The organism is Rhodoferax ferrireducens (assembly GCF_031458075.1).
Taxonomy (GTDB): domain Bacteria; phylum Pseudomonadota; class Gammaproteobacteria; order Burkholderiales; family Burkholderiaceae_C; genus Rhodoferax_B; species Rhodoferax_B ferrireducens_A.
Genome location: NZ_JAVDXT010000001.1, coordinates 529,934 through 552,292, shown reverse-complemented (window position 1 = coordinate 552,292; position 22,359 = coordinate 529,934). Strand labels below are relative to the sequence as shown.

Genomic DNA, 22,359 nt, shown 5'->3' with positions numbered 1-22,359 from the left:
GGGCCGCGCAGCTGCCTTTTCGGGAGGGGCTGGTAGGCGCGGCTCGCCGCCAATAGCCCCGCTATTGGCAAGAGTCGCAACGCCCCAGACTGCCCGAAAAGACAACTGCCCTACGGGTTGGGGAGAAATCGGGCGATTTGCCCGCCATCCCCCTTGCATGGGCAGGGAGCCCATGCTGCGGGTGCTGACAGCCAACTCATCCCGATTGCTCTCCAACGCGACCCCGAATAGGTCGCAGGCAGGTTCTGGTACGGCGCGGCGGCGGAGTGTGGGGGGTGTCATGGGCGGAGTCATTGGATAGAGGGGAATCGTTGGGGAGATCGGAATTCATGTAGCAGCAGTCCGCCCCACAGGCACAAAGCCCGGGATGTTCTGCGCAATGCGCCAGCAAACGCCGCTGGGGTCGGCAATCGCGAAATCGCGCATACCCCAGGGCTGGTCCACCAGCGGGGTGGGTGCACGCACGCCGTAGCGGGTCGGCAGGTCCAGTTGCTGCACATGGTCGAACCAGGCTTGCGCGTCCTCGACCTGCAGGTGCATCTGCAGGTTCTCGGCCAGGGCGGCCACATAAAAGTCCTGCAACAGAAAGGCCGAGCGCCCCCCAAAGTGGAAATAGGCCACGCCGCCGCCCACCGAGGCCATGGTGAAGCCCAGGTCGCGGTAGAACTGCTGCGATACCGCGAAATCATGGGCGGGCACAAAGGCCTTGGTCTCTACCGTCGTCAGATTGCTCATGCGGGTACGGCCTCCAGCACCGGCAGCTGGGCCACCAGGTCGCGCCAGCTTTGCAGCTCGGGCTGGCCGGGTTTGCGCGCGCCAAAAAACATGGCCATCAGTTCGCCCGCCTGGTCGAAGGCTTCGACCGAGGTGACCACCCCGTCGGCCGTGGGCTTCTCGACCCGCCAGACGTGGGCGATGGCGTCTTCGCACAGGTGCAGGTTGAAGCTGGGGTCGATCACGTTCAACCATTGCACGCCGCGGATGTCCATGGGCTCGATGCGCTTGACCGGGCCGGTGTGGATCTGGATGCAGCCACGGCTGCCGACGAACACCATGATGGGCACGCCATCGAAGGACGCGGAGTGCAGCACATCGCGCAGCGCACTGGGCGCCAGGCGCTGGGTGAAGCGGCCCTGCATGAGGCGCAGGCTTTGCTGGCGTTCGACCTGGAATTGCTTGAGCAGGCCGAAGAATTCATGCGTGTCCTGCATCGCGGCCCAGGCCTGGCCCAGGCCATCGACCTCGATCTGCGCATCCGGCAAAGGCGCAACAGCAGCCGCGGCCGGCGTGAACACGGCATTGCAGGCCGGTGCGGTGAAGCGCTGCACCACGGCCTCGAAGGCCGCACGGTCGGTCGCGTCGCGCTGGAAGATCTTGTGCACGGCCTTGCCATGGGCATCGAAGAACTGCAGGCTGACGTTCGGCCGGTTCTGCGGGTTGGCGGCCAGCTCGGTCACCGCAAAGCCCGCATGCCACTGGCTGAAGAACAGGCGCAGATCGATGTCTTCACCCAGCGCCAGGCCCATATGGCCGTTCGGCCCCATGGCCGACAGCTTGCGGTAAACGCCGGTTTTCTCGTGCACGGTGCTTTCGTTGCGGGTCAGGGCCAGCAGCGGACCGCAAGGCTCCAGCGCCTGCAGCAAGGCGATCCACGGGCCGGCCAGGGGCACGGCCTTGGGCGGGTAGCTGTGCTCGCCGCAGTGGGCGGCCACGGCCGCGCCTTCGCTGCTGCCAATGGACTCGGCCGCATCCTTGGCGCGCTTGCCGCTGGCGCGGGCCGCGGCAAAGGCTTCGCGCAGCGCGGCAGGTTCCCAGACGCGGGCGCTCATTGCAGCACCTCATGGGTTTTGTGCCACAGGCTGGCGTTGGGCGGATCGGAGGGCGGCAGCATCTCGGCAGCACTGTCCAGCCGCAGCTGCTGCAGCCAGCGGGTGTGCAGATTCCAGAGCATGGTTTTGAAGTCGGGCGACAGCATGGGGTGCTGCGACAGGCTAACCAGTTGCTGGACGATCTTCTGCGCCATCAGCGTGCGGTGGTCGTCGCAGCAGCCCTGCACATAGCCGGTCATCAAGGCCAGCGAGCTGGCCAGCAGCGCCTCGGCGCAGGGCATGGCGTATTCCTCGTCCTGGCAGGCGTCGGCGGCTGGGTCTTGGCGGGGGTGGTTCATCACACTCTCCTTTGGAAATCGGTTGGGGTTAAAACTCTGCGACCAGGGACACTTTGAGGCTGCGGCCGGGCTGGCTGAAGGCGTCGATCACCGCGACCTGGGCGGCAGTGGCGCTGCGCACATCGCTCCAGTTCCAGTACTTCTTGTCGGTCAGATTGGTCACGGCCACGTTCAAGCGCAGGTCTTTCTGGATGCGCCACTGGCCGCCCAGGTCCAGCGTGGTGGCCGCCGGGGTCACAAACAAGGCGGCGTTGGTATCGCCCTGCTTCTTGGCCGCGTGGTGGGCCAGGTCCAGGCGCAGGTCCCAGGCGCCAGTGGCGTACTGCACGCCCAGGCGCAGCTTGGCGGGATCTATGGAGTCCAGCGGCTTGCCGGTATCGCTGTCCTTGCCGCGCGCCATGCCGTAGGTGAAGGGCGTGGTCAGCTGCCCGCCGGCTACGCGGCCCCAGTCCCAGTTGCCCTTGACTTCAAAGCCGCTGATGCGCGCGTTGCCGACATTGATGGACTGGAACACCGTGGGATTGGCCGCCGTACCGGCGCCGCCAACCTGGACCGAGTCTTCGATCAAGTCCTTGAAGCGGCCGGTGAAGGCGGCCACGTCCAGGGTGAGCGCGTCAAGGCGGCCGCGGGTGCCGATCTCGAAGTTCTGGCTTTTCTCGGGCTTGAGATTCGGGTTGGGAATGGTCTTGTAGAACTGGGTGACGTTCTCGAAGAAGGCGTTCACCTGGCCGGCATTCGGCGCCCGGAAGCCCGCCGCCATATTGCCGAACACGCTCCACTGCGGACTGGTGCGGTACAGCAGGCCGAGCTTGGGCGACACGGCCGAATCCGACATGGACACCGCCGTGCCGCTGAAGCCGTCCTGGCTGGCATCGATGCTGAAGCGGTCCAGGCGCACACCGGGGGTGATGCTCCAGTTGCCGTGCATCACCTCGTCTTGCAGGTACAGCGCGGCACTGCTCTCCACCGTATCCGGGAAGCGCTTGAGCGGGAAGGTTTCGCCGGCCGGCGGGGTCACGCCGGTTTGCAGGGTTTTCACCGTGGAGCGCACATAGTCCACACCGTAGGTGAGCTTGTGCGCGGTGTCCGAGCCCAGGCGCAAGGTCTTGTTGGCTTGCAGGCCGAGCTGCCAGGTGTCTTCGTCGTAGCTGGTGTCGCGCGCCCGGTCGGCCGCGGTGTTGCGGTCCTCGGTGGCGGCTTCGCGGGAGGCGGATGCCTGGTAGCTGAGCACGGTTTGCAAGCTGTCGGCCCAGGCCGCGCCCAGCTGGTAGCGCGCGTCCCAGGTCAGGCGGTCGCGCTGCATATCGGTGTTGGCGGTAGAGGCCAATACCGAGGTCGAGGCGGTGGCAGCGGCAGCTACGGCCGACAGCAGGTTGTAGTCGACCTTCTTCTCTACGTGCTCGAAAGTCAGCACATGCTTCTGGTCGGCGTTCGGGCGCAGCACCAGCTTACCGAGCAGCGAGTTGCCGCGGTCGGTTTCAGGATTCGGCTTGGTGCGGGTCAGGTTCGGGGCATCGTTGGTGCCCATGTTCTTCAGACCGTCGGCACGGCTGGCGTTCACGCCAATCAACCATTCCGCCACTTCATTGGCGCGGCCGGCCAGGGTGGCCCCCAGGCCCACGCCGTTGTCGTCGCTGCTGGCCGAGGCACTGACCCGACCGCCAAAGGTCTTGCTGGCCGTCAAGAAGTCCGAAGGTTCATAGGTGATGAAGTTGACCAGGCCGGCCACGCCGTCCGAGCCGTACAGCACCGAGGCCGGGCCGCGTACCACTTCCACCCGCTTGACCAGGCCGATATCGAAGTAGTCGCGGCCAAAGGCATTGGCGCTGAAGACGTAGCTGCGCGGCATGCGGATGCCGTCGGTGAGCAGCAGCACGCGGTTGCCATCCAGCCCGCGGATGTTGAAGCCCGCGTTGCCGTCACGCCCGGTGTTGCCTGAGGCCATGCCGAAGCGCGCTGGCGCCCGCTTGACCGACACGTTCGGCAGGTCTTTGGCCAGGTCGCGGATGTCTTGGATCTGCTGGCTCTCGATATCCTGGCTGCGGATCACATCGATGCTCATGGGCAGCTCGTCCGGGTCTTGCTCGGAGCGCGAGCCGCTGACCACCACCTCGCGCAGGCTGCCGACGGCGGCCACTTGGACGGTTTGGGCCTGCACCGACAGGACCGAACCAAAAGCCAGGCCGATCAGCCAGGTGAGTTCGCGCACAGCGAAAAACGAAGGGGAACAAGAAGAGGAAGGGAGCGCCACAGTGGAACCTGACAACAGTTGAAAAAGGTCAACGGCTGGCTGGTGGCGGGCGCAGACGGCTGGTTTGAGAGCCTGCGCCGGCCCGGGTGGCTAGCTGGAATAGGGGTTTACTATATGCGAATAATTCTCATTTGTCAAAATCCCTGACACAACTTGTGACATACAGATTGCTACCGTGGCTATCGAATGAATACAAATTTTCTATCGATTGTAATTAATTAATAGCTTATCATGCAGTCTGGTAGCCAGCGCATTCCGCACCTAGCCACCTGCAAGTTACTAACTTACATAGGAAACCACCATGTCTTTGATCAATACCCAAGTCCAGCCTTTCAAGACCGAAGCCTTTCACAACGGCAAGTTCGTGACCGTGAGCGATGAAACGCTGAAGGGCAAATGGTCTGTGCTGATCTTCATGCCGGCCGCCTTCACCTTCAATTGCCCCACCGAAATCGAAGACGCTGCTGAAAACTATGGCGAGTTCCAAAAGGCCGGCGCCGAGGTTTACATCGTCACCACCGACACCCATTTCTCGCACAAGGTGTGGCACGAAACCTCGCCCGCCGTCGGCAAGGCCAAGTTCCCACTGGTGGGCGACCCTACCCACACGCTGACCAACGCTTTCGGCGTGCACATCCCTGAAGAAGGCCTGGCACTGCGCGGCACCTTCATCATCAACCCCGAGCTGGTGATCAAGACGGCTGAAATCCATTCCAACGAAATCGCCCGCGATGTCAAGGAAACCGTGCGCAAGCTGAAGGCCGCCCAGTACACCGCCGCCCACCCAGGCCAAGTCTGCCCCGCCAAGTGGAACGAAGGCGCAGCCACCCTGACCCCTTCTTTGGACCTGGTCGGCAAGATCTAAATCTGCGCAATGGACTAAACCCGCCGCCGGCTCACGAGGCTGGCGGCAGTATTGACTGAAAGAAAAGTATGTTGGACGACAACCTCAAAGCACAACTGAAAAGCTACCTGGAACGGGTCACAAAGCCGTTCGAGATCACAGCTTCGCTGGACGACAGCAAAGGCGCTGTCGAAATGCGCGGCTTGCTGGAGGACATCATCGCGTTGTCCGACAAGATCACCCTGAAGACCGACGGCACGGATGCGCGCAAGCCCTCGTTCAGCCTGAACCGCATCGGCAGCGATATGAGCCTGCGCTTTGCGGCCATTCCCATGGGCCATGAATTTACCTCGCTGGTGCTGGCCCTGCTGTGGACCGGTGGCCACCCGCCCAAGGTCGAACCCGGTGTCATCGAGAGCATCCAGGCATTGGACGGCGACTTCAATTTCGAGGTCTACATGTCACTCAGCTGCCACAACTGCCCGGACGTGGTGCAGGCGCTGACGCTGATGTCGGTGTTCAACCCCAAAATCAAAACGGTCATCATCGACGGCGCGCTGTACCAGGATGAGGTCAATGCCCGCGAAATCATGGCCGTACCCAGCATCTACCTGAACGGCAGCCATTTCGGCTCGGGCCGCATGACGGTGGAAGAGATTGTGACCAAGCTCGACACTGGCGCAGGCGACAAAGACGCCGCCCGGCTCTCCGCCAAGGAAGCCTTCGACGTGCTGGTGGTCGGCGGTGGCCCCGCAGGCGCAGCAGCGGCCGTGTATGCGGCCCGCAAAGGCATCCGCACCGGCATCGCCGCCGAGCGCTTTGGTGGACAGGTGAACGACACCATGGCCATCGAGAACTTCATCTCCGTGCTGGAAACCGATGGTCCGAAGTTCGCCATGGGCCTGGACGCGCATGTGAAGGCCTACGGCGTGGACGTGATGAATCTGCAACGCGGCGACAAGCTGATCCCCGCCGCCACGCCCGGCGGCCTGGTCGAGGTGCAACTGGCCAATGGCGGCTCGCTGAAATCCAAAACCGTGATCGTGACCACCGGCGCGCGTTGGCGCAATGTCAACGTACCCGGCGAGCAGGAATACAAAAACAAGGGCGTGGCCTACTGCCCGCACTGCGATGGCCCGCTGTTCAAGGGCAAGCGCGTGGCGGTGATCGGCGGTGGCAACTCGGGCGTCGAGGCGGCCATCGACCTGGCCGGGCTGGTGGCGCATGTGACCCTGATCGAGTTCGGCGATACGCTGCGGGCCGATGCCGTGCTGGTCAAAAAGCTGCACAGCCTGCCCAACGTGACCGTGCATGTATCGGCGCAGACCACCGAGCTGACCGGCGACGGCAACAAGCTGAACGGCCTGACCTACACCGACCGCACCAGCGGACAGAGCCAGCACATCGAACTGGAAGGCTGCTTCGTGCAGATCGGCCTGGTGCCCAACACCGAATGGCTCAAGGGCACGCTGGAACTCAGCAAGCACGGCGAAATCATCGTGGACAACCGGGGCCAAACCTCGGTGCCAGGTGTGTTCGCTGCCGGTGATGCGACAACCGTGCCTTTCAAGCAGATCATCATCGCGGCCGGCGATGGTGCCAAAGCGGCCCTGGGTGCGTTTGACCACCTGATCCGGTCGGCTCCGGCAGCGGTCGCGGCCTGATTACGGACGGGGCCGTTTGGCTGGTTGCGTGTAATCGCTGACCAGGCATTCCGGCCCCTTCGGGTCTTGGCAGCAGGCGGCCAGCAGGCGCACGCTCCTGGCAAAGGTTTCATCCCACTGGGCCTCGCTGTGCAGATTGCCGGGCGGCATCCAGTGCGACTGGGGGAATTGGGTTCCCCACTTGTCTAGCCCCGGGCTGCGCAGCAGGCCGGTCGACTCAAACATCGCCACATTGCAGCTGTTCATATTGCCGATGCGGTGGCAGGTGGTGCAGGCATTGCCCCGGGTGCTGATGGCCAGGGGCTTGGGCCAGCGCTGAAAGTCCCGGCCAATCTCGTTCTTGTACGGCCCCCACGGGTCACCGGGCAAAGCCTTGGTCTGGGCAATGAAGGGGCTGTACATGAAGGGGCCGCTGTCGTGGCATTGCACGCATTTACCCGCCGCCGTCTGGCTGGGTCGGTTCCAGAAAGTTTGCGCCGCCGGGTAGCCCGGCAAACGCTGGACCTGGTTGGGCGGCGGCACATAGCGGCCATCGACGCCGCGGTCGGCGCGCAAGGGCTGGGGCGCGCTGGCCTGGAACCAGCAGGTGCTGCCGGTGCGCACGTTGTGCGCCACGATGTCGATCTCGTCGAACAAATGCGTGCCGGCGGGGCGGATTTTCTTCTGCCGGCAGAAGGCGCTGATCTGCGCACGGTCGTCGTCGCGCAGCACCAGGGCCCGCGAATTCGGTACGCACTGCCCATCGGTCTTGACGCCCTTCTCGCGCAATAGCGAGGGCCGGTCGCACAGCATTTGTGGCGTGTAGTTCGCCGGCGTGCGGCCATCCACCGTGATCGGCACGGGCACACCAGCCTCGCAGCTGAACGCCGGAATCGGCGCCACCTGGTCGGCACAGGCCTGGCCGTACTGGGTGATGGTTTCGGCAGATGCCACCGTGGCCAGGGCCAGCAGCATGCTCAACACATGGCGCTTCATTGCAGCAGCCCTTTCTCGGCCACGACCAGCGCACGGATCGCCTGGTAGTAGCGCACATAGCCGGTGCAACGGCAGATATGGGCGCCACAGGCATCGGCGATCACCGCGTCCAGCTGGGTCTCTGGAATCGGCGCCAGGCGCAGGCGCTCCAGCAGCATATGGGTGGCCATCACAAAGCCCGGCGTGCAGTAGCCGCATTGAAAAGCGAAGTGGTCCAGGAACACCTGCTGGATGCGGTCCAGCTGCGCGGGCTGGCCTATGCCTTCAATCGTGGTGATGCTCTCGCCGTCCAGCAGCACTGCGGGTGTGGAGCAGGCCAGCAACGGCTGCGGCAGGCTCTGCGGTGTGCGCCGCACCGCCACCGTGCAGGCCCGGCATACGCCGATGCCGCAGCACAGCTTGGTGCCGGTCAGGCCCAGGTCTTCCTGCAAAAAGTCGATCAAGGCCAGGTCGTCCGGCACATCACGCTGGACCTTCTCGCCGTTGATGTGGATGGTGATGGATTGCTTCATGCGTGCAAGGCCTTTCTGACCTTTTCGGGGGTGATGGGCAGTTCGCGGAAGCGCTTGCCGGTGGCATGGGCGACGGCATTGGCAATGGCCGGCGCAATCGGGCACAACACGGCTTCGGCAATGCCTTTGGCCGTGCTCTCCTGGCTCGGCAGAATGGTCAGGCCGAGCTTGTGGAGTGGCACATCGCTGGCCAGGGCCACGTGGTAGCTGTCCAGGTTCCAGCGGCCATTGCCGCCACCCTCGCCCAGCAAGGGAATGTTTTCCAGCAAGGCATAGCCAATGCCCATGACCACGCCGCCTTGCGACTGGCCCTGCAGCAGATCGGGTTGCAGCACCCGACCGGCATCCAGGAACGACTCGATCTGCAGTACCTTGACCTTGCCGGTGCGGCGCTCCACCTCTACCGCCGCCAGCGCGCCGGAGGGCGCAAACAGGCTGCGCCCGTACAGGCTGGCGTTGGGCGGCGGAGCTACGGTGTTGAAGCGATCATGGCGCAGCCAATCTGTGCGGTTCGCCAGCCGGGTGGACAAGCCATCCAGGGCTAGGCTGGCCCGCCATGGCCCTACCTGGTAGTCCGCCACCACCCATTGCCCCTGGTACACCGCATGGGCCATTGCGGCCGCCGGCAGGCCCAGGGCATAGAGCTGGCGGGCCAGTTGCAGCATGTCCAGAGCGGGCAGACCCGGCGCAGTCAAATGGTTGTCACGCCACTGCGTATGGCCGCGCACCGCATCCGGGGCCACGCCCCACAGCTGCGCAGCAGCCGGCAGCAGGCCGGTTTCGAACAGCACCCGGCTGGCCTGCTCGGCCACATGCACTTGGTGAAAGGCTGTCAAGCAGGCGCTGGAGGACATGGCAAAGCTGGCGGTCCAGCGCGGGTTGTTCCAGTCAGGCGCGGTCTGGGTACTGGTGAAGCCCAAGGGCGCCACAAAGTAAGCGGCTTCGCCCATGTCGGCCAGCCTAGCGTTGGCGCCAGCGTACCTGGCGGTGCTGATGGCCAGCGTGGTGGCCGAGCCATTGCCCATGTCCACGCAGTTGCTGCGCACGGTCAACTGGCCGTCTTGCGCAATCGACACCTCGGCCATCACGCCGTCGGTGCCGGTGCCGTAGGCCTGGTTGGCCAATGCAAACCCCACGCCGTACAGCAGGCCAGCTGCCGGCTGGTGCTGGTGGCGCTGCTGCCACAGCGGGTGCTGACGCGCCAGGCGGCAGATCTCCGCCAGCTGCATCGGCTGCTCCAGCGGCGCGCCGGTGACGGTGCGGTCGCCCTGGCGCAGCACATTGCGCTCGCGCAGCCGGATCGGGTCGATCATCAAACCCGCGGCCACCTCGTCTACCAGGCTCTCCACCGCAAAGCTGGCCTGCGGCCCACCGAAGCCGCGCATCGACCCGGCGATCACGCCGGATGTCGGTACAGCCCGCGCATCCACCGCCGCCTGGCCGATGTTGTAGCCCCCGACGCCGCAGTAGGCGGCCAGCTCGGCGACAAACTGGCTGTAGTTGTTGTTGCCGCCCGAGCGCAAATCCTGCTGGCTCTGGAAGGCCACAAAGTAGCCGTCTGCGGTAACGGCAATGCGCTGGCGCATGGTCGAGTCGAGCTGCTTTAGGCCCGACTGGAACTGCTCATAGCGGTCTTGCGCAATCCGCACCGGGCCGTCGGCATAGGCCGCAGCCAGTGCCAGCAGAGGCGGGAAAGTGGAGGTATCGCGCCCGCCAAAACCGCCGCCCGGATAGCAGGAGTTCAACACCACCGTGTCGATCTTGATCGGACAGGCAGGATCGACAAACAAGCCCAGGGTGGTCGACAAATCGCCATTGGTCGCCTGCGTACCCAGCACCAGTTGCAGGCTGCTGCCATTGCGCCAGGCCAGGCCCGCCTCGGGCTCCATGAACAACGGGTCCAGCACCTGGGTGGAATAACGGCCTTCAAAGCTGCGAATGCCCGGGCGTTTGAAGCTTGCATCGATCTTGTCGCGCAGTTGGCGGGCTTCCAGGTCCACCTTTTTCGGCGGGTGGGCAAACGGGTTGCTCCTGCCGCTTTGCACCTGCGAGAAGCCGGCCTCGGCCACCCGCGTCAGCTGGGTGGTGGGGTCATAGCCTTGCGTCACCACAGGAATCGTGGCTTGGGCACCATAGCGCACCACCTGCGGGTTGAACTGCAGCAGGCGCTTGGCTTGCCGCCAGGACTCGAAATCACGGAACAGCAGCAAAGCCAGAGGCTGGCCAAAGAAGATGGGACGCTGGCCGGCCGCCACCAACAGGCCGCTGGGCCAGGCCTGCGGCGGCGTGGACGCATAGGGCAGGATCACGTGGTCTTGCTCCAGGTCGGCCTGGGTCACGATGCGCGTCGGCTGCCATTGCGCTGGCAGCATGGACAGATCCAGCCCTTCAAACAGGCGATCCACCACGGTGGCCCGCAACACCATGGCCAGTTGCTCCTGCGCGGGCCAGCCCGGCATGTCGCGGGCGCGGAAATCGCGTGCGTAGATTTTCTGCCCGGTGACCTTGGCCACGCCGTCGATCCGGAAGCGGGCCTTGCCCGGTGTATCGCCCCAGGCCGGCTGGGCCCGGGCATCCTGCGCAACGGCCGACTGTGCGGCGTTGACCGAAAGCCGGTTAAACACGACGCACAGGCCGGTGGCCCCCGCAGCCTGTATGAAGGTACGGCGCGAGAGCGCAAACGGGTGGTTCACATCAGATCCTTTTCACGCGCCTCCATGCGCGCAAGAATGGGCATGCAAGGTCTGGAACACGAGCCCAGAGTGTTACACCTTGTATCATCAACACGTGGCGCCTGCAATATATCAAACAGGCGCTTTTACCCGCCACCGCACCTCGATGGCTGGTAGATACTTACTGTTCGGAGGTGGAGAGCATGTCGGTTCCAAACGCGGTCGTTGATTACGAAAACATGTTCGAATGGGCGCCGGTCTCTCTGTGGCTGGAAGACTACAGCGCCATCAAACAGTTGTTCGATGGCTGGCGCGCGCAAGGGGTGGTCGATTTGCGTGCCCACTTCCGCCAGTTCCCCGATCTGCTGCTGCAATGCTCGCGCAGCCTGCAGGTGATACGGGTGAACCGCCAGACCTTGCTGCTGCTGGCCGCCAAGAGCCAGACAGAGCTGGTGACCCGGCTGCCGGAGATATTTGGTGCGGACACCCTGGTGGCCCTGACGGCCGAGCTGGATTACCTGTGGCAGGGCTGCCTGCATTTCTCCAAGGAAACCGTCAATTACGCGCTGGACGGCCGGCGCATCCATGCCGAGATCCATGTGCGGGTACTACCCGGCTACGAAGACACCTGGGACCGCGTGATGGTGACGTTTGACGACATCACTGCCCGCAAGGAAATTGCCGCCAACCTGGAATACGTCAGCACCCACGACGCGCTCACCGGCCTGTACAACCGCGCGTTCTACGCCGCCGAACTGAAGCGCGTCGCCCAGCATGGCCTGTGGCCGCTGTGCGTGGTGACCATGGACCTCAACGGGCTGAAACGCATCAACGATGCGCATGGCCATGCGGCGGGCGACGCGGTGTTGAAGCGGGTGGGCGAGGTGCTGCGCCAGGCCCGCACCGATGCCAACTGGTCCATGGTGCGCACCGGGGGCGACGAGTTTGTGGCCTTGCTGCCGGGCTGCAACGAAAGCATGGCACAAACGCTGATCACCCGCATCGAGTCGCTGGTCGCCGCGTCCAATGCATCCCAGCCCGACCATGCGCTCAGCCTGTCCATGGGCATGGCCTCCTGCGATGCCAGCGGGCAGGTCGACGAAACCTTGCACCAGGCCGACCAGCGCATGTTCGCCGCCAAGACCCTGTTCTACGAAATGGCGCACCTGGAACGGCGCCGGTTCTAGCTGGGGACGACCTCAGCGCTGCTCCATCAGCCGCTGCAAGGTGCGCTGCAGCAGCCGGGCATCGCTGCTGGCGCGGTGCCGCTGCTCGCCCAGCTCTTCGCCGACCTGCTGCTTGAGGTCATGCCAGCGGTCCACCTCGTCTTCGCGCAACAGCGAGCGCAGGTTTTCCAGTTTGAAATAAGGGCTCAGGTCGGCCACCTCGTACAGCGCGCTGATCCAGGTGAAGTCGTTGGCCCAGCCGTCGGAATACACGGTTTGCCCGCGCAGCTGGGTGTTGAGCAAATGGGCGACCTCTACCGCGGACCGGCCTTTGTCCACCACCAGCCCGCGCGGAATGCGGTGCAGCAGCTCGGCTTCCGGGTCCCAGTGGGTCCATTCGGGTTCGGGGCGGATCAGGGTACAAAAGCTCTTGCCATCGGACAGCACGCAACCCACTTCAATCGGATAGCTGCTGCGCCCAAAGCCCGAGGCTTCAATGTCGAGCACGGCGGGCATGGGGGTGGTCAAAAGCATTTGTTCGATTGTGCCGGCCAAGTAACCGGGGTCAATGTGTGTTTCCCTCATTTCTATGAAATTGCTGCACGCGCAGGCGCGACCTGCTAGCGGTGCATACAGGGCTTGCGAATGCCTATCACGCGTGTTCGCACTCTGACCGAAAACCTGGGGGCATAGACCATTCTTTTTTGATTTCCCGGAGGGTGTCGCCGACAATGCACGCCGAAGCAATCTTGCCAACACATACAAAGGACGGCCACCATGAAGGGCGACCCACAAGTCATCGCGCATCTGCAAGCGCAACTCAAGAACGAACTCACCGCCATCAACCAGTACTTCCTGCACTACCGCATGTACAAGCACTGGGGCCTGGACAAGCTGGCCAAGAAGGAATACGAAGAATCCATCGGCGAAATGAAGCATGCCGACAAGCTGATGGACCGCATCTTCATGCTGGACGGCCTGCCCAATCTGCAAGACCTGGCCAAAATCCTGGTCGGTGAAGACGTGCCCGAATGCCTGGCCTGCGACCTGAAGGCCGAGTACGGCGCACAAGCCACCATCAAGGACGGTATCGCCTACTGCGAAACCGTGCGCGACTATGTGTCCCGCGACCTGCTGCAAGGCATCCTCGACGACACCGAAGAGCACATCGACTTCCTGGAAACCCAGATCGACCTGCTGGGCAAGGTCGGCATCCAAAATTACCTGCAAAGCCAGATGGGGGAACTGGGCTAACCCCCAGGCTCCAGTGCTGCGCACTTTCCGCCAACCCCCTTGCAGGGGGCAACACCAGCAGCCTGGCAAAGCCAGTTCTGCGGTGTTCTGGGCTAAGGTCCGTTGCGTCTGAAAGTGAAGTACGTCACAGCGGCTTAGGGCCACACCATCGGAGCATAGCGGCTGAGAGCAATCTCAGTCGCTATTTTTTTGATAGCTACTTGCGCAGAATCTAACTGCGCTGCAGCCCTTTTTTTCTATAAATAGTGGATGGCGAGCGCCTCTGCTGGCAAAGCTGCCTGGGCCACCTGCACCAGATGCTGGTGGTGGGTGAACAGCAGCACCTGGCCGCCCTGGGCGAAGCGGGCCAGGGCCTGGAACACCTGGGCGGCGCGGGCGTCGTCGGAAGTCATCAATACATCGTCCAGCACCAGCGGCATGGCTTTGCCGGCCTCGCGCTGCAACTCCAGCGCAGCCAGGCGCAGCGCCAGGTACAGCTGGTCGGCCGTGCCCTCGCTCATGGCTTCGACACCGATCACCCGGCCGTCGGCGCCTTCGGCCTGCAGCACCGGCTTGTCGGCGGAGGCATCGACCAGCAGCTTCGGGTAGCGGCCACCGGTGATCAGCCCAAAGTACTCGGACGCCAGCCGCAGCATGGGCGCCTGGGCGCGTTCGCGAAAGCGCCTCAAAGCCTCTTGCAGCAGGGTCTCGGCCAGCCGCAGCTGGGCCCAGGGCCGGACAGCGCCGCGCAGGCGGGCGACAGCCGACTCCATCTGCTCGCGCGCCTCGGCAGCGGCTGCCGAGGTGTCGATGGCCTGCAGCGCGCGGCGGGCATTCTGCGCGGCCTCGGTGGCCTGGGCGATGTCCAGGTCCAGCTGCGCGACGCGGGCCTCGCAGGCGCTGCGTTCGGCGTCGATATCCACCACATCCACGCCGGCCACCGCCGCCCGCAGTTCGGCCAAGGGCCGTGTCGCTGCCTGCTGCAGCTGGCCTTCCAGAGTGCGCAGCTGCTCTTGCAGCGCGCGCTTGGCGTGGGAGCGCTCCTCGGCCTCCGGCAATTCGGCCGCATCGTTTACCGATGCCGCCGCGCACAGAGCTTGCAGCACGCTCTGGCTGGCCGACTTCTGCTGGCCCGCCGCCGCCTGCTGGCGCAGGGCCACATCGAGACGCCGCTGCAGCTCGGTCGCTTGCGTGGCATGCGCCTGGGCCAGGGCCACGCGGGTGCCGAGCCCGTCGACAAAATCGTCCACGTGCTGCACCGACGGCTCCTGCAGCAGCGCGGCCAAGGCCTGGGCCTGGGTCTGCAGCGCGTCCTCGCGGGCCTGCAGCTGGGCAATCGCTTGGACACGCCGATTCTGCTCTGCCTGGGCCTGGTCCAGCGCCGCCAGTTCGGCCAGGCGGGCCTTGATGGTCGCCGCGCTGCTGGCCGCCGGCAGGAACAGGCGCGCGGTCCAGCCGGCTTGGGTGGCCGCCTGCACGTCCAGCGCCTGCTGTTGCGCAGCCAGGCTGGCCTGCAGCGTGCTGCGCTCGGCCTGCAGCAGGCCGCGCTGCCGGCTGCGCTCACGGATGCGGGTGTCGGCTTCCAGCGCACTGCGCAGCCAGGTCACGGCCTGCGGCAGCAGCGCCGCTAGGTCGGCCGATGCGCCCTGCCCAACCGCTTGCAGCGCCGCGACCAAAGCCTGGGTTGCTGCCTGCGCACGGCCTTGCAGATCGGCCAGCTCACGCTGTAACGCGTCGTGTTGTTCGCACAGGGCCAGCGCGTTCTGGCGCTGGCCTTGCCACTCGCGCAGCGTCGCTGGCGGGTACGGCGGCAGGCCGGCCTGGGCCAGGGCGGCCTGCCAATCGCTTTGCTGCTGCGCGGTCTGGGCGGCGCAGGCGCTGCGCTGCTCGGCAATCGCGGCGCGCCGGCTCTGCGCCTCGCTGGTCTGCAGCGCGCATTCGGCCGCCTGGGCGGCCCGCTCGGCGCCGGCACGCAGCAGATCGGCCTGGCGGTCGGCCTCGGCCTGGTCCTGTTCAAAAATCGCCAGCAGCGCCGGGTCGGCGGCCGGGTTGGCATAGGCATGCTTGAGCTGCAGCCAATGGCTGTCGCGCTGCTGGCGTGCGGCCTGCAGGCTCTGCGCGGTGACCAGTTCGCCGACGGCCGCGAGCTGCTGCTGGCGCAGCTGGTAGGCCTGCAGCGCGCGTTGCAGGCCGGCGTCCTCCTGCTGCAAGGCATCGCTCAGCGCGGCCAGCGCGGTCTGGGCCTTTTCGGCCTCGGCGATCTCGGCCAGCAGCAGCGGGCGCACCGCGTACAGGGCAGCGGTGTCGGGCAGACGCAGCCCGGCCAGGGCCTGGTGCAGACGGGGGGCCACTGCATCCAGCCCGCGCTGGGCCTCGGCCAGGCGTTTGGGCGTATCGCCGAGCGCCTGGGCCTGCTGCACAGCCGCGTCCACGGCGGCTTGCAGCGGCGGGGCCACGCTGTGTACCTCGCCATCGGTGGTGTCGGCCAGTTGCGCGTCGATCTGCGCCAGCCGCGCCTGCTGCTGCGCCAGCGCCTGGGTCTGGCGCGCCAAGTTGTCGAGCAAGTCGTCCAGCGCGACCCGGTCTGCCGTGCCCGGTACGGCTGCCAGCACCGTGGCCAGATCCTGCTGCGGGGCGATGCGCTGGGCCATGGCGGCCAACGCGGCCGCGCCCTGCTCTACCTGGGCCTGGGTCTGCAGGCGTTCGCTGCGCTGCTGGCGCACGGCCGCGCAGTCGCGCAGCAGGCGTTCGATCGCCGGCGCGTGGGCCAGCAAGGCCGGCTCCAGCCGCAGGCCGGACTGGGCCTGGGCGCACTGGTCGATCTCGGCCTGGGCGGTATCCCACTGGCTGTGCGCGCTGTGCATGCTGTGTTGCGCGGCCAGGCGCTGCTCGCGTGCGTCCAGCGCCAACAGCTTTATAGTGTTTTGTGCCTCTAGCGCTGAATCTACCTGCGCATGCTGCTGCAATAAAGGTAGCACGGCGCGCAGCTCGGTCAGCGCGTGGATGCGCTTGGTCTGGATGGCCAACTGCTGCTTCAGGTCGACCAGCTGTGCATTGGCCGACTCCAGTGCGCGCTGCCGGTCCTTCCATTCGGCAGGTCGCACCAGCGCGGCCTTGAAGGCGGCTTTGTGTTCTTCGATTTGGCGTAGCGCCTCGGGGATGGTGGCCTGGGTGGCGCGCGGGCTGTAATAGCTTTTGGCGTCGTCCTGCAGGCTGGCCAGCAGCGCCTTCACGCCTTGCAGGCCGGCACTGGCTTCGAACAGTGCCGCCCCCAGCTCACCCTCGCCTTTCAGCAAATCTTCGCCACCCTGGCGCAGGCGCGTATGGTCCAGGCCAAAGCTGCGCTCGAAGCCCGCGCGGTCCAGGCCGCCCGTCAGCGCCTGGGCGATGGCGGCCGACGCGGGTGTGGCCAACGGCAGGCCGGTGGCGGGGTCGGCGGCGGTCAGCGCATCCTTGTTCTTCTTGCGCCGGGCCACGGCCACCGGCTGGCCACCGGCATCGGCGAACACGCCGGCCAGCAGCAGCTTGCCGCTGTCGTGCACAAAGTTGTCGGCACTGCGCAGCGGAATGCCGAAGCGCAGGTCGGCCATGGCGCGCAGGGCAGAGGACTTGCCGGCCTCGTTCGGACCGTACAGCAGGTGCACATTGGCCGAGGTAGCGCTGAAGTCCAGCTCTTTGCCGGTGAATGGGCCGAAGGCGCTCAAGAAAAGTTTTTGCAGCTTCATGCGGCGCTCCCCAGCCGGGCCAATAGCGTGGCTTCGGCGTCCAGCAACAAGGCTTGCATGGCGGCGGGCGTGCTCCAGTCGGCATCGGTTTTGGCCTCGGCCGGCAGCTTGTGCAGCACGTCGCCACAGGCCTTGGCCGTCCAGGCGGCCAGCGCCGCGGGGTCGGCAGCCAGTTCGTCGACCAGGCGCAGCAGCTCGGCCACCGCGTCCTCGCCCTGGGCCAGCCGGGCGCGGTCGATGGGGCTGGCCAGGCGCAGCTGGACCTGCTCTATCCAGAGTTCGGCGCCGGCCACGTCCTGGGCGGCGGCATGGACCGCCGCTTCCAGCGTGCCGGGTTGCTGGGCCTCGGTGCCGTGCAAGGCACTGCGGCCGGTGAGCACCACACGCAGCGCGTGCAGGCGGTCGCCTGCGCCGCGGGTGGCGTCGGCCAGCGTGGCGGCGATCAGCTGGGTGGCTTGCGCCAGGCTGTCCATGCCGTCCAGCGCCAGCTGCAGCTGGTGCCAGCGCACGACGTCCAGCGGCACGAAGCGCGCCTCCATCTGCCCGCCTACCACCGTCACCAGTTCGCAGCCCTTGGGCCCGGTTTCGTTCGCATGCCGGCCCTGCAGATTGCCGGGAAAGACGACGCGCGGCGACTCGCAAACGACGTCGCGGGTATGCACATGGCCCAGCGCCCAGTAGTCGTAGCCCTTGGTCTTGAGCACCGGCAAGGTCGTGGGCGCGTAGGTATCGTGGATGCCGCCGCCAACCGTCAGGCTGGTGTGCAGCATGCCGATGTTGAACTGGCCGGGCACGGCATCCGGGTAGTCGGGCACAAAGTCTTCGTCCACCGCACGCTGCGGAAAGCTGCGGCCGTGGATGGCGACGCCGAGCGCGTCGATGCGCATGGTTTCCGCACTGCGGCTGGAGAACACTTTTACGTGCTCGGGCAAAGGCAGTTCGCGGGTGATGGTGCCCTGGGCGTCGTGGTTGCCCTGGACGATGTAGACGCCAATCTGCGCCCGGCCCAGCCGCACCATCTGCTCGCGAAAGAACAGGCCTGTGTGGAAGTCGGGCCAGTCGCGGTCGTACAGATCGCCGGCCAGCAGCACGAACTGCACCTGCTCGGCCAGCGCCAGATCGACCAGGTTTTCCAAAGCGCGCCGCGTGGCGTTGCGCAGGCGCTCCACCGGCGCACCCGCATAGCGGCTCAGGCCACGCAAGGGGCTGTCGATGTGCAGATCGGCGGCGTGGAGGAAGCGGAAAGTGCCAGGGTTGGCTACTACGTTATTCATAGCACCTAGTGTAGGTGGTATGTGCGGCGGGGCCTTGTTTTCTATAAATTCCACACCTTCTCCCGCGCCGCAGGAGAAGGTGCTTTAGGGCTTACTCGCCCAGATACGCAGCGCGGACCTTGGGGTCGCTGAGCATCTGCTTGGCATCGCCGCTCATGGTGACGAGGCCGGACTCCATCACATAGCCGCGGTCGGCAATGCCGAGGGCCCGACTGGCGTTCTGCTCGACCAGCAACACGGTCACGCCCTGGGCGTACACGTCTTTGACCACTTCAAAGATCTTGTCGACCATGATGGGCGACAGACCCATGGAGGGCTCGTCGAGCAGCAGCACCTTGGGGCGGCTCATCAGCGCACGGCCCATGGCCAGCATCTGCTGTTCGCCGCCGGACATGGTGCCGGCCAGCTGGTCCTTGCGCTCGCGCAGACGCGGGAAGATGGTGAACATCTTCTCGATGTCCATGGCGATCTCGGCCTTGTCGTCGCGAATGTAGGCGCCCATCTGCAGGTTTTCGGTGATGGTCATGCGGGTGAACACGCCACGGCCTTCGGGCACCATGACCAGGCCCTTGTTGACCAGCTCCCAGGCGCCCTGGCCCTTGATGCTCTGGCCCAGGTACTCGATGTCGCCGCCAACAATCGGCAGGGTGCCGGTCACGGCCTTCATGGTGGTGGTCTTGCCCGCACCGTTGGAGCCGATCAGGCTGACCAGTTCGCCTTCGCGGACTTCGAAGTCCACGCCCTTGACGGCCTGGATGCCGCCGTAGGAGACCTTCAGGCCGCTGATCTTCAGCAGCACCGGGCCGATTTTTTTCGCTTGTGTTTCAGCCATCTCAATGTCCTCCGGTACCGAGATAAGCCTCGATCACTTTTTCATTTTTCTGCACTTCGGCAGGGGTGCCTTCGGCGATCTGTTTGCCGTAGTCGAGCACGGTCAGGCGGTCGCACAGGCCCATGACCAGTTTCACGTCGTGTTCGATCAGCAGAATCGTGCGGTTGTCCTGGCGGATCTTGCTGATCAATTCGCGCAGCATGACCTTTTCGGTGGCGTTCATGCCGGCGGCCGGTTCGTCCAGCGCGATCAGCTGCGGGTCGGTGGCCAGGGCGCGGGCGATTTCCAGCCGGCGTTGGTCGCCGTAGCTCAGCGTGCGGGCCTTGTAGTCGGCCAGCTTGCCGATGCCTACGTAGTCCAGCAGCTCCTGGGCGCGCTGGGCAATCTCCAGCTCTTCGCGCTTGAAGCCGGCGGTGCGGAAGATGGCGCCCATCAGACCCGTATGGGTGCGGATGTGGCGACCGACCATCACGTTTTCCAGCGCCGTCATTTCGGCGAACAAACGGATGTTCTGGAAGGTGCGGGCAATGCCGGCCTTGGCGACTTCATGCACCGCGGTAGGCGAATACGGCTTGCCGGCCAGCTCGAAGCTGCCGCTGTCCGGGGTGTAGAGGCCGGTGATCACGTTGAAGAAGGTGGTCTTGCCGGCGCCGTTCGGGCCGATCAGGCCATACACCTGGCCACGCTGGATGGTGATGCCCACATCGCTCAGGGCCTGCAGGCCGCCGAAACGCTTGGAGATGCCCGCCACCCGCAGGACCACATCGGTAGTGCTTGTATTTGTCATGTGTGTTCCTTACTTGGCCTTGAGCGATTTGCCGTGGTCGGGCGCGGGCCAGAGACCACGGGGGCGCAGCAGCATCACCACAATCATGGCGACAGCGATCAGCAGCTGGCGCAGGATGGCCGAGTCGAGCCGGCCGCCGGTCATGGCCTGCAGCGGACCTGCCAGGTAGCGCAGCACTTCGGGCAGGGCCGACAGCAGCACCGCACCCAGGATCACGCCGGGCAAGTGGCCGATACCGCCGAGCACCACCATGGCGACGATCATCACCGACTCCATCAGGCTGAAGGATTCGGGCGAAACGAAGCCCTGGAAGGCCGCGAACAGCGTGCCAGACACGCCGCCGAAGGTAGCGCCCATGCCGAAGGCCAGCAGCTTCATGTTGCGGGTGTTGATGCCCATGGCCTTGGCGGCGATTTCATCTTCGCGGATGGCCATCCAGGCGCGGCCGACGCGCGACAGTTCCATGCGGTGGCACAGCACCACGCTGATCACCACCAGGGCCAGGAACAGGTAGTAGTACAGGCTGACCGAGGCCAGCTCGAAGCCCAGCACTTCCAGCGGCTTGCCCAGGTTGATGCCGAAGAACTTCAGCGTATCGATCTGGTTCAAGCCCTTGGGGCCATTGGTGATGTTGACCGGGTGGTCCAGGTTGTTCAGGAACACGCGGATGATTTCACCAAAGCCCAGGGTCACGATGGCCAGGTAGTCGCCACGCAGCTTGAGGGTGGGCGCCCCGAGCAGCATGCCGAAGAAGCCGGCGATGCCCGCCGCGATGGGCAGGATCATCCACAGCGAAATGTGCAGGCCCTCGGGGAACATGGCGGCCAGCGCCGGGAAGGTGTCGGTCAGGTGGGGCGAAGCCGCCAGGCCGTAGACATAGGCGCCGACGGCGAAGAAGGCCACATAGCCCAGATCCAGCAGACCGGCAAAGCCGACCACGATGTTCAGGCCCAGGGCCAGCATGACGTAGATCAGCGCCATGTCGGCGATACGCACCCAGGCATTGCCGAAGCTTTGCAGGACCAGCGGCAGGATCAACGCCAGGATGGCGCCGATGATGAAATTTGTTTTGTTCAGTTTCATGGTGATGCTCTTTGGTTCGCCCATCAGGCCCGGTCGGCCACCCGTTCACCCAGCAAGCCCGAAGGCCGCAGCGTGAGCACGATGATCAGCACAATGAAGGCAAAAATGTCCGAGTAGTTGCTGCCCATGACACCGCCGGTCAGCGCGCCGATGTAGCCCGCGCCGATGGATTCGATCAGGCCCAGCAAAATGCCACCGACCACCGCACCGGCCAGGTTGCCGATGCCACCGAACACCGCCGCCGTAAAGGCCTTCAGGCCGGGCAGGAAGCCCATGGTGTGCTGCACCGTGCCGTAGTTCGACGCGTACATGATGCCGGCGATGGCCGCCAGCACGGCGCCGATGATGAAGGTGGCCGAAATCACCATGTCGGGCTTGACGCCCATCAGGGCCGCGACGCGGGGGTTTTCGGCCGTGGCGCGCATGGCGCGACCGAGCTTGGTGTAGTTGACCAGCCAGACCAGCACCGCCAGGGAAACCGCCGTCAGGCCCAGGATCAGGATCTGGGTGGGGGTGATCACCGCGCCACCGATGTTGTACGGCGTGGCCGGCAACAGCGTGGGATAGGGTTTGTAGTTGGGCTTCCAGATGATCATGGCCAGCGTTTGCAGCAGGATGGACATGCCGATGGCGGTGATCAGGGGAGCCAGTTTGGGGCTGTTGCGCAACGGCCGGTAAGCCACTTTTTCGATCACGAAGTTCAGTGTCGCCGCCACCACGCAGGCAATGATCAGCGAGATGAACAGGATCAGCCAGCCCGGGGTGGTGGGCATGGCGTCTTTCATCAGGCCGATGATGGTCCAGCTGGTCAGTGCGCCGACCATCAAGACTTCGCCGTGCGCAAAGTTGATCAAGTTGATGATGCCGTACACCATGGTGTAGCCCAAGGCGACCAAGGCATACATGCTGCCCAGTACCAGACCGTTGATGATCTGCTGAAGCAAGATATCCATAAAGTTTTCTCCGTTTTGTGGTGCATCCACACACTGCTGGCTGCCCTGGGTCGACGACCCAAAGCGGCTTTGTGGGCCCAGCAGCTATCTATAAAAAAACCCGCCATGTCCAAAATGGTGCGGGTTCTGTGGCGCATTGTATCCAGCACGAAACGGGCCAAAACCTCGGGTTTAGGTCGTGTTTACCCTTGAAAATGCCGAAATAAGCGGCTTTACAGAAG

Annotated in this window: 18 protein-coding genes; 4 read left to right on the top strand and 14 right to left on the bottom strand. The window is 64.9% G+C overall.

Annotated features, from left to right (window positions below; genetic code table 11):
• Window positions 1-327 precede the first annotated feature (327 nt).
• Genes J2X19_RS02640 through J2X19_RS02625 form a run of 4 tightly spaced genes read right to left on the bottom strand, consistent with a single transcriptional unit; the run spans window position 328 to window position 4,376 of the window.
• Complete coding sequence (locus J2X19_RS02640; protein WP_310370375.1) at window positions 328-735, bottom strand: VOC family protein; 408 nt, start codon at window positions 733-735, stop codon at window positions 328-330.
• On the bottom strand, window positions 732-1,829 hold the full coding sequence (locus J2X19_RS02635) for a hemin-degrading factor (protein WP_310370374.1): 1,098 nt from the start codon (window positions 1,827-1,829) through the stop codon (window positions 732-734). The genes J2X19_RS02640 and J2X19_RS02635 overlap by 4 nt, the downstream gene beginning before the upstream one ends.
• Window positions 1,826-2,167: a hypothetical protein gene (locus J2X19_RS02630; RefSeq protein ID WP_310370372.1), complete on the bottom strand. Its 342-nt coding sequence runs from the start codon at window positions 2,165-2,167 to the stop codon at window positions 1,826-1,828. The genes J2X19_RS02635 and J2X19_RS02630 overlap by 4 nt, the downstream gene beginning before the upstream one ends.
• A gap of 28 nt (window positions 2,168-2,195) precedes the next feature.
• On the bottom strand, window positions 2,196-4,376 hold the full coding sequence (locus J2X19_RS02625) for a TonB-dependent hemoglobin/transferrin/lactoferrin family receptor (protein WP_310370370.1): 2,181 nt from the start codon (window positions 4,374-4,376) through the stop codon (window positions 2,196-2,198).
• 343 nt (window positions 4,377-4,719) lie between these two features.
• Here J2X19_RS02625 and ahpC point away from each other — a divergent pair, with 343 nt between their 5' ends.
• Together ahpC and ahpF are read left to right on the top strand one after the other, a co-directional pair.
• Window positions 4,720-5,283, top strand: coding sequence for an alkyl hydroperoxide reductase subunit C (ahpC, locus tag J2X19_RS02620; RefSeq protein WP_116605483.1), 564 nt, complete (start codon window positions 4,720-4,722; stop codon window positions 5,281-5,283).
• Window positions 5,284-5,351: 68 nt separating this feature from the next.
• A complete protein-coding gene (ahpF, locus tag J2X19_RS02615) occupies window positions 5,352-6,926 on the top strand; it encodes an alkyl hydroperoxide reductase subunit F (protein WP_310370368.1) in 1,575 nt (524 codons plus the stop codon).
• Here the strand turns inward: ahpF and J2X19_RS02610 are convergent, their stop codons facing one another.
• The 3 genes from J2X19_RS02610 to J2X19_RS02600 are packed head-to-tail and all read right to left on the bottom strand — an operon-like array spanning window position 6,927 to window position 11,106.
• Window positions 6,927-7,901 carry a hypothetical protein gene (locus tag J2X19_RS02610; RefSeq protein WP_310370365.1) on the bottom strand — a complete coding sequence of 325 codons (975 nt, stop codon included), beginning with the start codon at window positions 7,899-7,901 and terminating at the stop codon, window positions 6,927-6,929. It lies immediately after the preceding gene.
• Window positions 7,898-8,413 carry a (2Fe-2S)-binding protein gene (locus J2X19_RS02605; protein ID WP_310370364.1) on the bottom strand — a complete coding sequence of 172 codons (516 nt, stop codon included), beginning with the start codon at window positions 8,411-8,413 and terminating at the stop codon, window positions 7,898-7,900. Before J2X19_RS02605 ends, J2X19_RS02610 begins: the two co-directional genes overlap by 4 nt.
• Window positions 8,410-11,106, bottom strand: coding sequence for a xanthine dehydrogenase family protein molybdopterin-binding subunit (locus J2X19_RS02600; protein WP_310370362.1), 2,697 nt, complete (start codon window positions 11,104-11,106; stop codon window positions 8,410-8,412). Before J2X19_RS02600 ends, J2X19_RS02605 begins: the two co-directional genes overlap by 4 nt.
• Window positions 11,107-11,288: 182 nt before the next feature.
• Between J2X19_RS02600 and J2X19_RS02595 the strand changes: the two genes are divergently transcribed.
• Window positions 11,289-12,272 (top strand): GGDEF domain-containing protein, encoded by a 984-nt coding sequence (locus J2X19_RS02595; protein ID WP_125473917.1) that lies wholly within the window; start codon window positions 11,289-11,291, stop codon window positions 12,270-12,272.
• A 12-nt stretch (window positions 12,273-12,284) separates the two neighbouring features.
• Here J2X19_RS02595 and J2X19_RS02590 read toward each other — a convergent pair whose 3' ends face one another.
• Window positions 12,285-12,785 carry a 3'-5' exonuclease gene (locus J2X19_RS02590; protein ID WP_116605641.1) on the bottom strand — a complete coding sequence of 167 codons (501 nt, stop codon included), beginning with the start codon at window positions 12,783-12,785 and terminating at the stop codon, window positions 12,285-12,287.
• Between the two features lie 243 nt (window positions 12,786-13,028).
• Between J2X19_RS02590 and bfr the strand changes: the two genes are divergently transcribed.
• On the top strand, window positions 13,029-13,505 hold the full coding sequence (bfr, locus tag J2X19_RS02585; protein ID WP_116605495.1) for a bacterioferritin: 477 nt from the start codon (window positions 13,029-13,031) through the stop codon (window positions 13,503-13,505).
• 236 nt (window positions 13,506-13,741) lie between these two features.
• On the opposite strand, the gene J2X19_RS02580 is transcribed toward bfr, so the two are convergent.
• The 6 genes from J2X19_RS02580 to J2X19_RS02555 all read right to left on the bottom strand — a co-directional run bounded on the left by J2X19_RS02580 (window position 13,742) and on the right by J2X19_RS02555 (window position 22,138).
• On the bottom strand, window positions 13,742-17,209 hold the full coding sequence (locus tag J2X19_RS02580) for an AAA family ATPase (protein WP_310370358.1): 3,468 nt from the start codon (window positions 17,207-17,209) through the stop codon (window positions 13,742-13,744).
• Window positions 17,206-18,483, bottom strand: a complete 1,278-nt coding sequence (locus J2X19_RS02575) for a metallophosphoesterase family protein (protein ID WP_310370356.1) — start codon at window positions 18,481-18,483, stop codon at window positions 17,206-17,208. Before J2X19_RS02575 ends, J2X19_RS02580 begins: the two co-directional genes overlap by 4 nt.
• Before the next feature lie 91 nt (window positions 18,484-18,574).
• The gene (locus J2X19_RS02570) at window positions 18,575-19,315 is read right to left on the bottom strand and encodes an ABC transporter ATP-binding protein (RefSeq protein ID WP_310370354.1); all 741 of its coding nucleotides are present in this window, start codon (window positions 19,313-19,315) and stop codon (window positions 18,575-18,577) included.
• A gap of 1 nt (window position 19,316) precedes the next feature.
• On the bottom strand, window positions 19,317-20,102 hold the full coding sequence (locus J2X19_RS02565; RefSeq protein WP_116605502.1) for an ABC transporter ATP-binding protein: 786 nt from the start codon (window positions 20,100-20,102) through the stop codon (window positions 19,317-19,319).
• A gap of 9 nt (window positions 20,103-20,111) precedes the next feature.
• Window positions 20,112-21,185, bottom strand: a complete 1,074-nt coding sequence (locus J2X19_RS02560) for an ABC transporter permease subunit (RefSeq protein ID WP_116605642.1) — start codon at window positions 21,183-21,185, stop codon at window positions 20,112-20,114.
• A 23-nt stretch (window positions 21,186-21,208) separates the two neighbouring features.
• Window positions 21,209-22,138 carry a branched-chain amino acid ABC transporter permease gene (locus J2X19_RS02555; RefSeq protein ID WP_092757911.1) on the bottom strand — a complete coding sequence of 310 codons (930 nt, stop codon included), beginning with the start codon at window positions 22,136-22,138 and terminating at the stop codon, window positions 21,209-21,211.
• Between the last annotated feature and the right edge of the window lie 221 nt (window positions 22,139-22,359).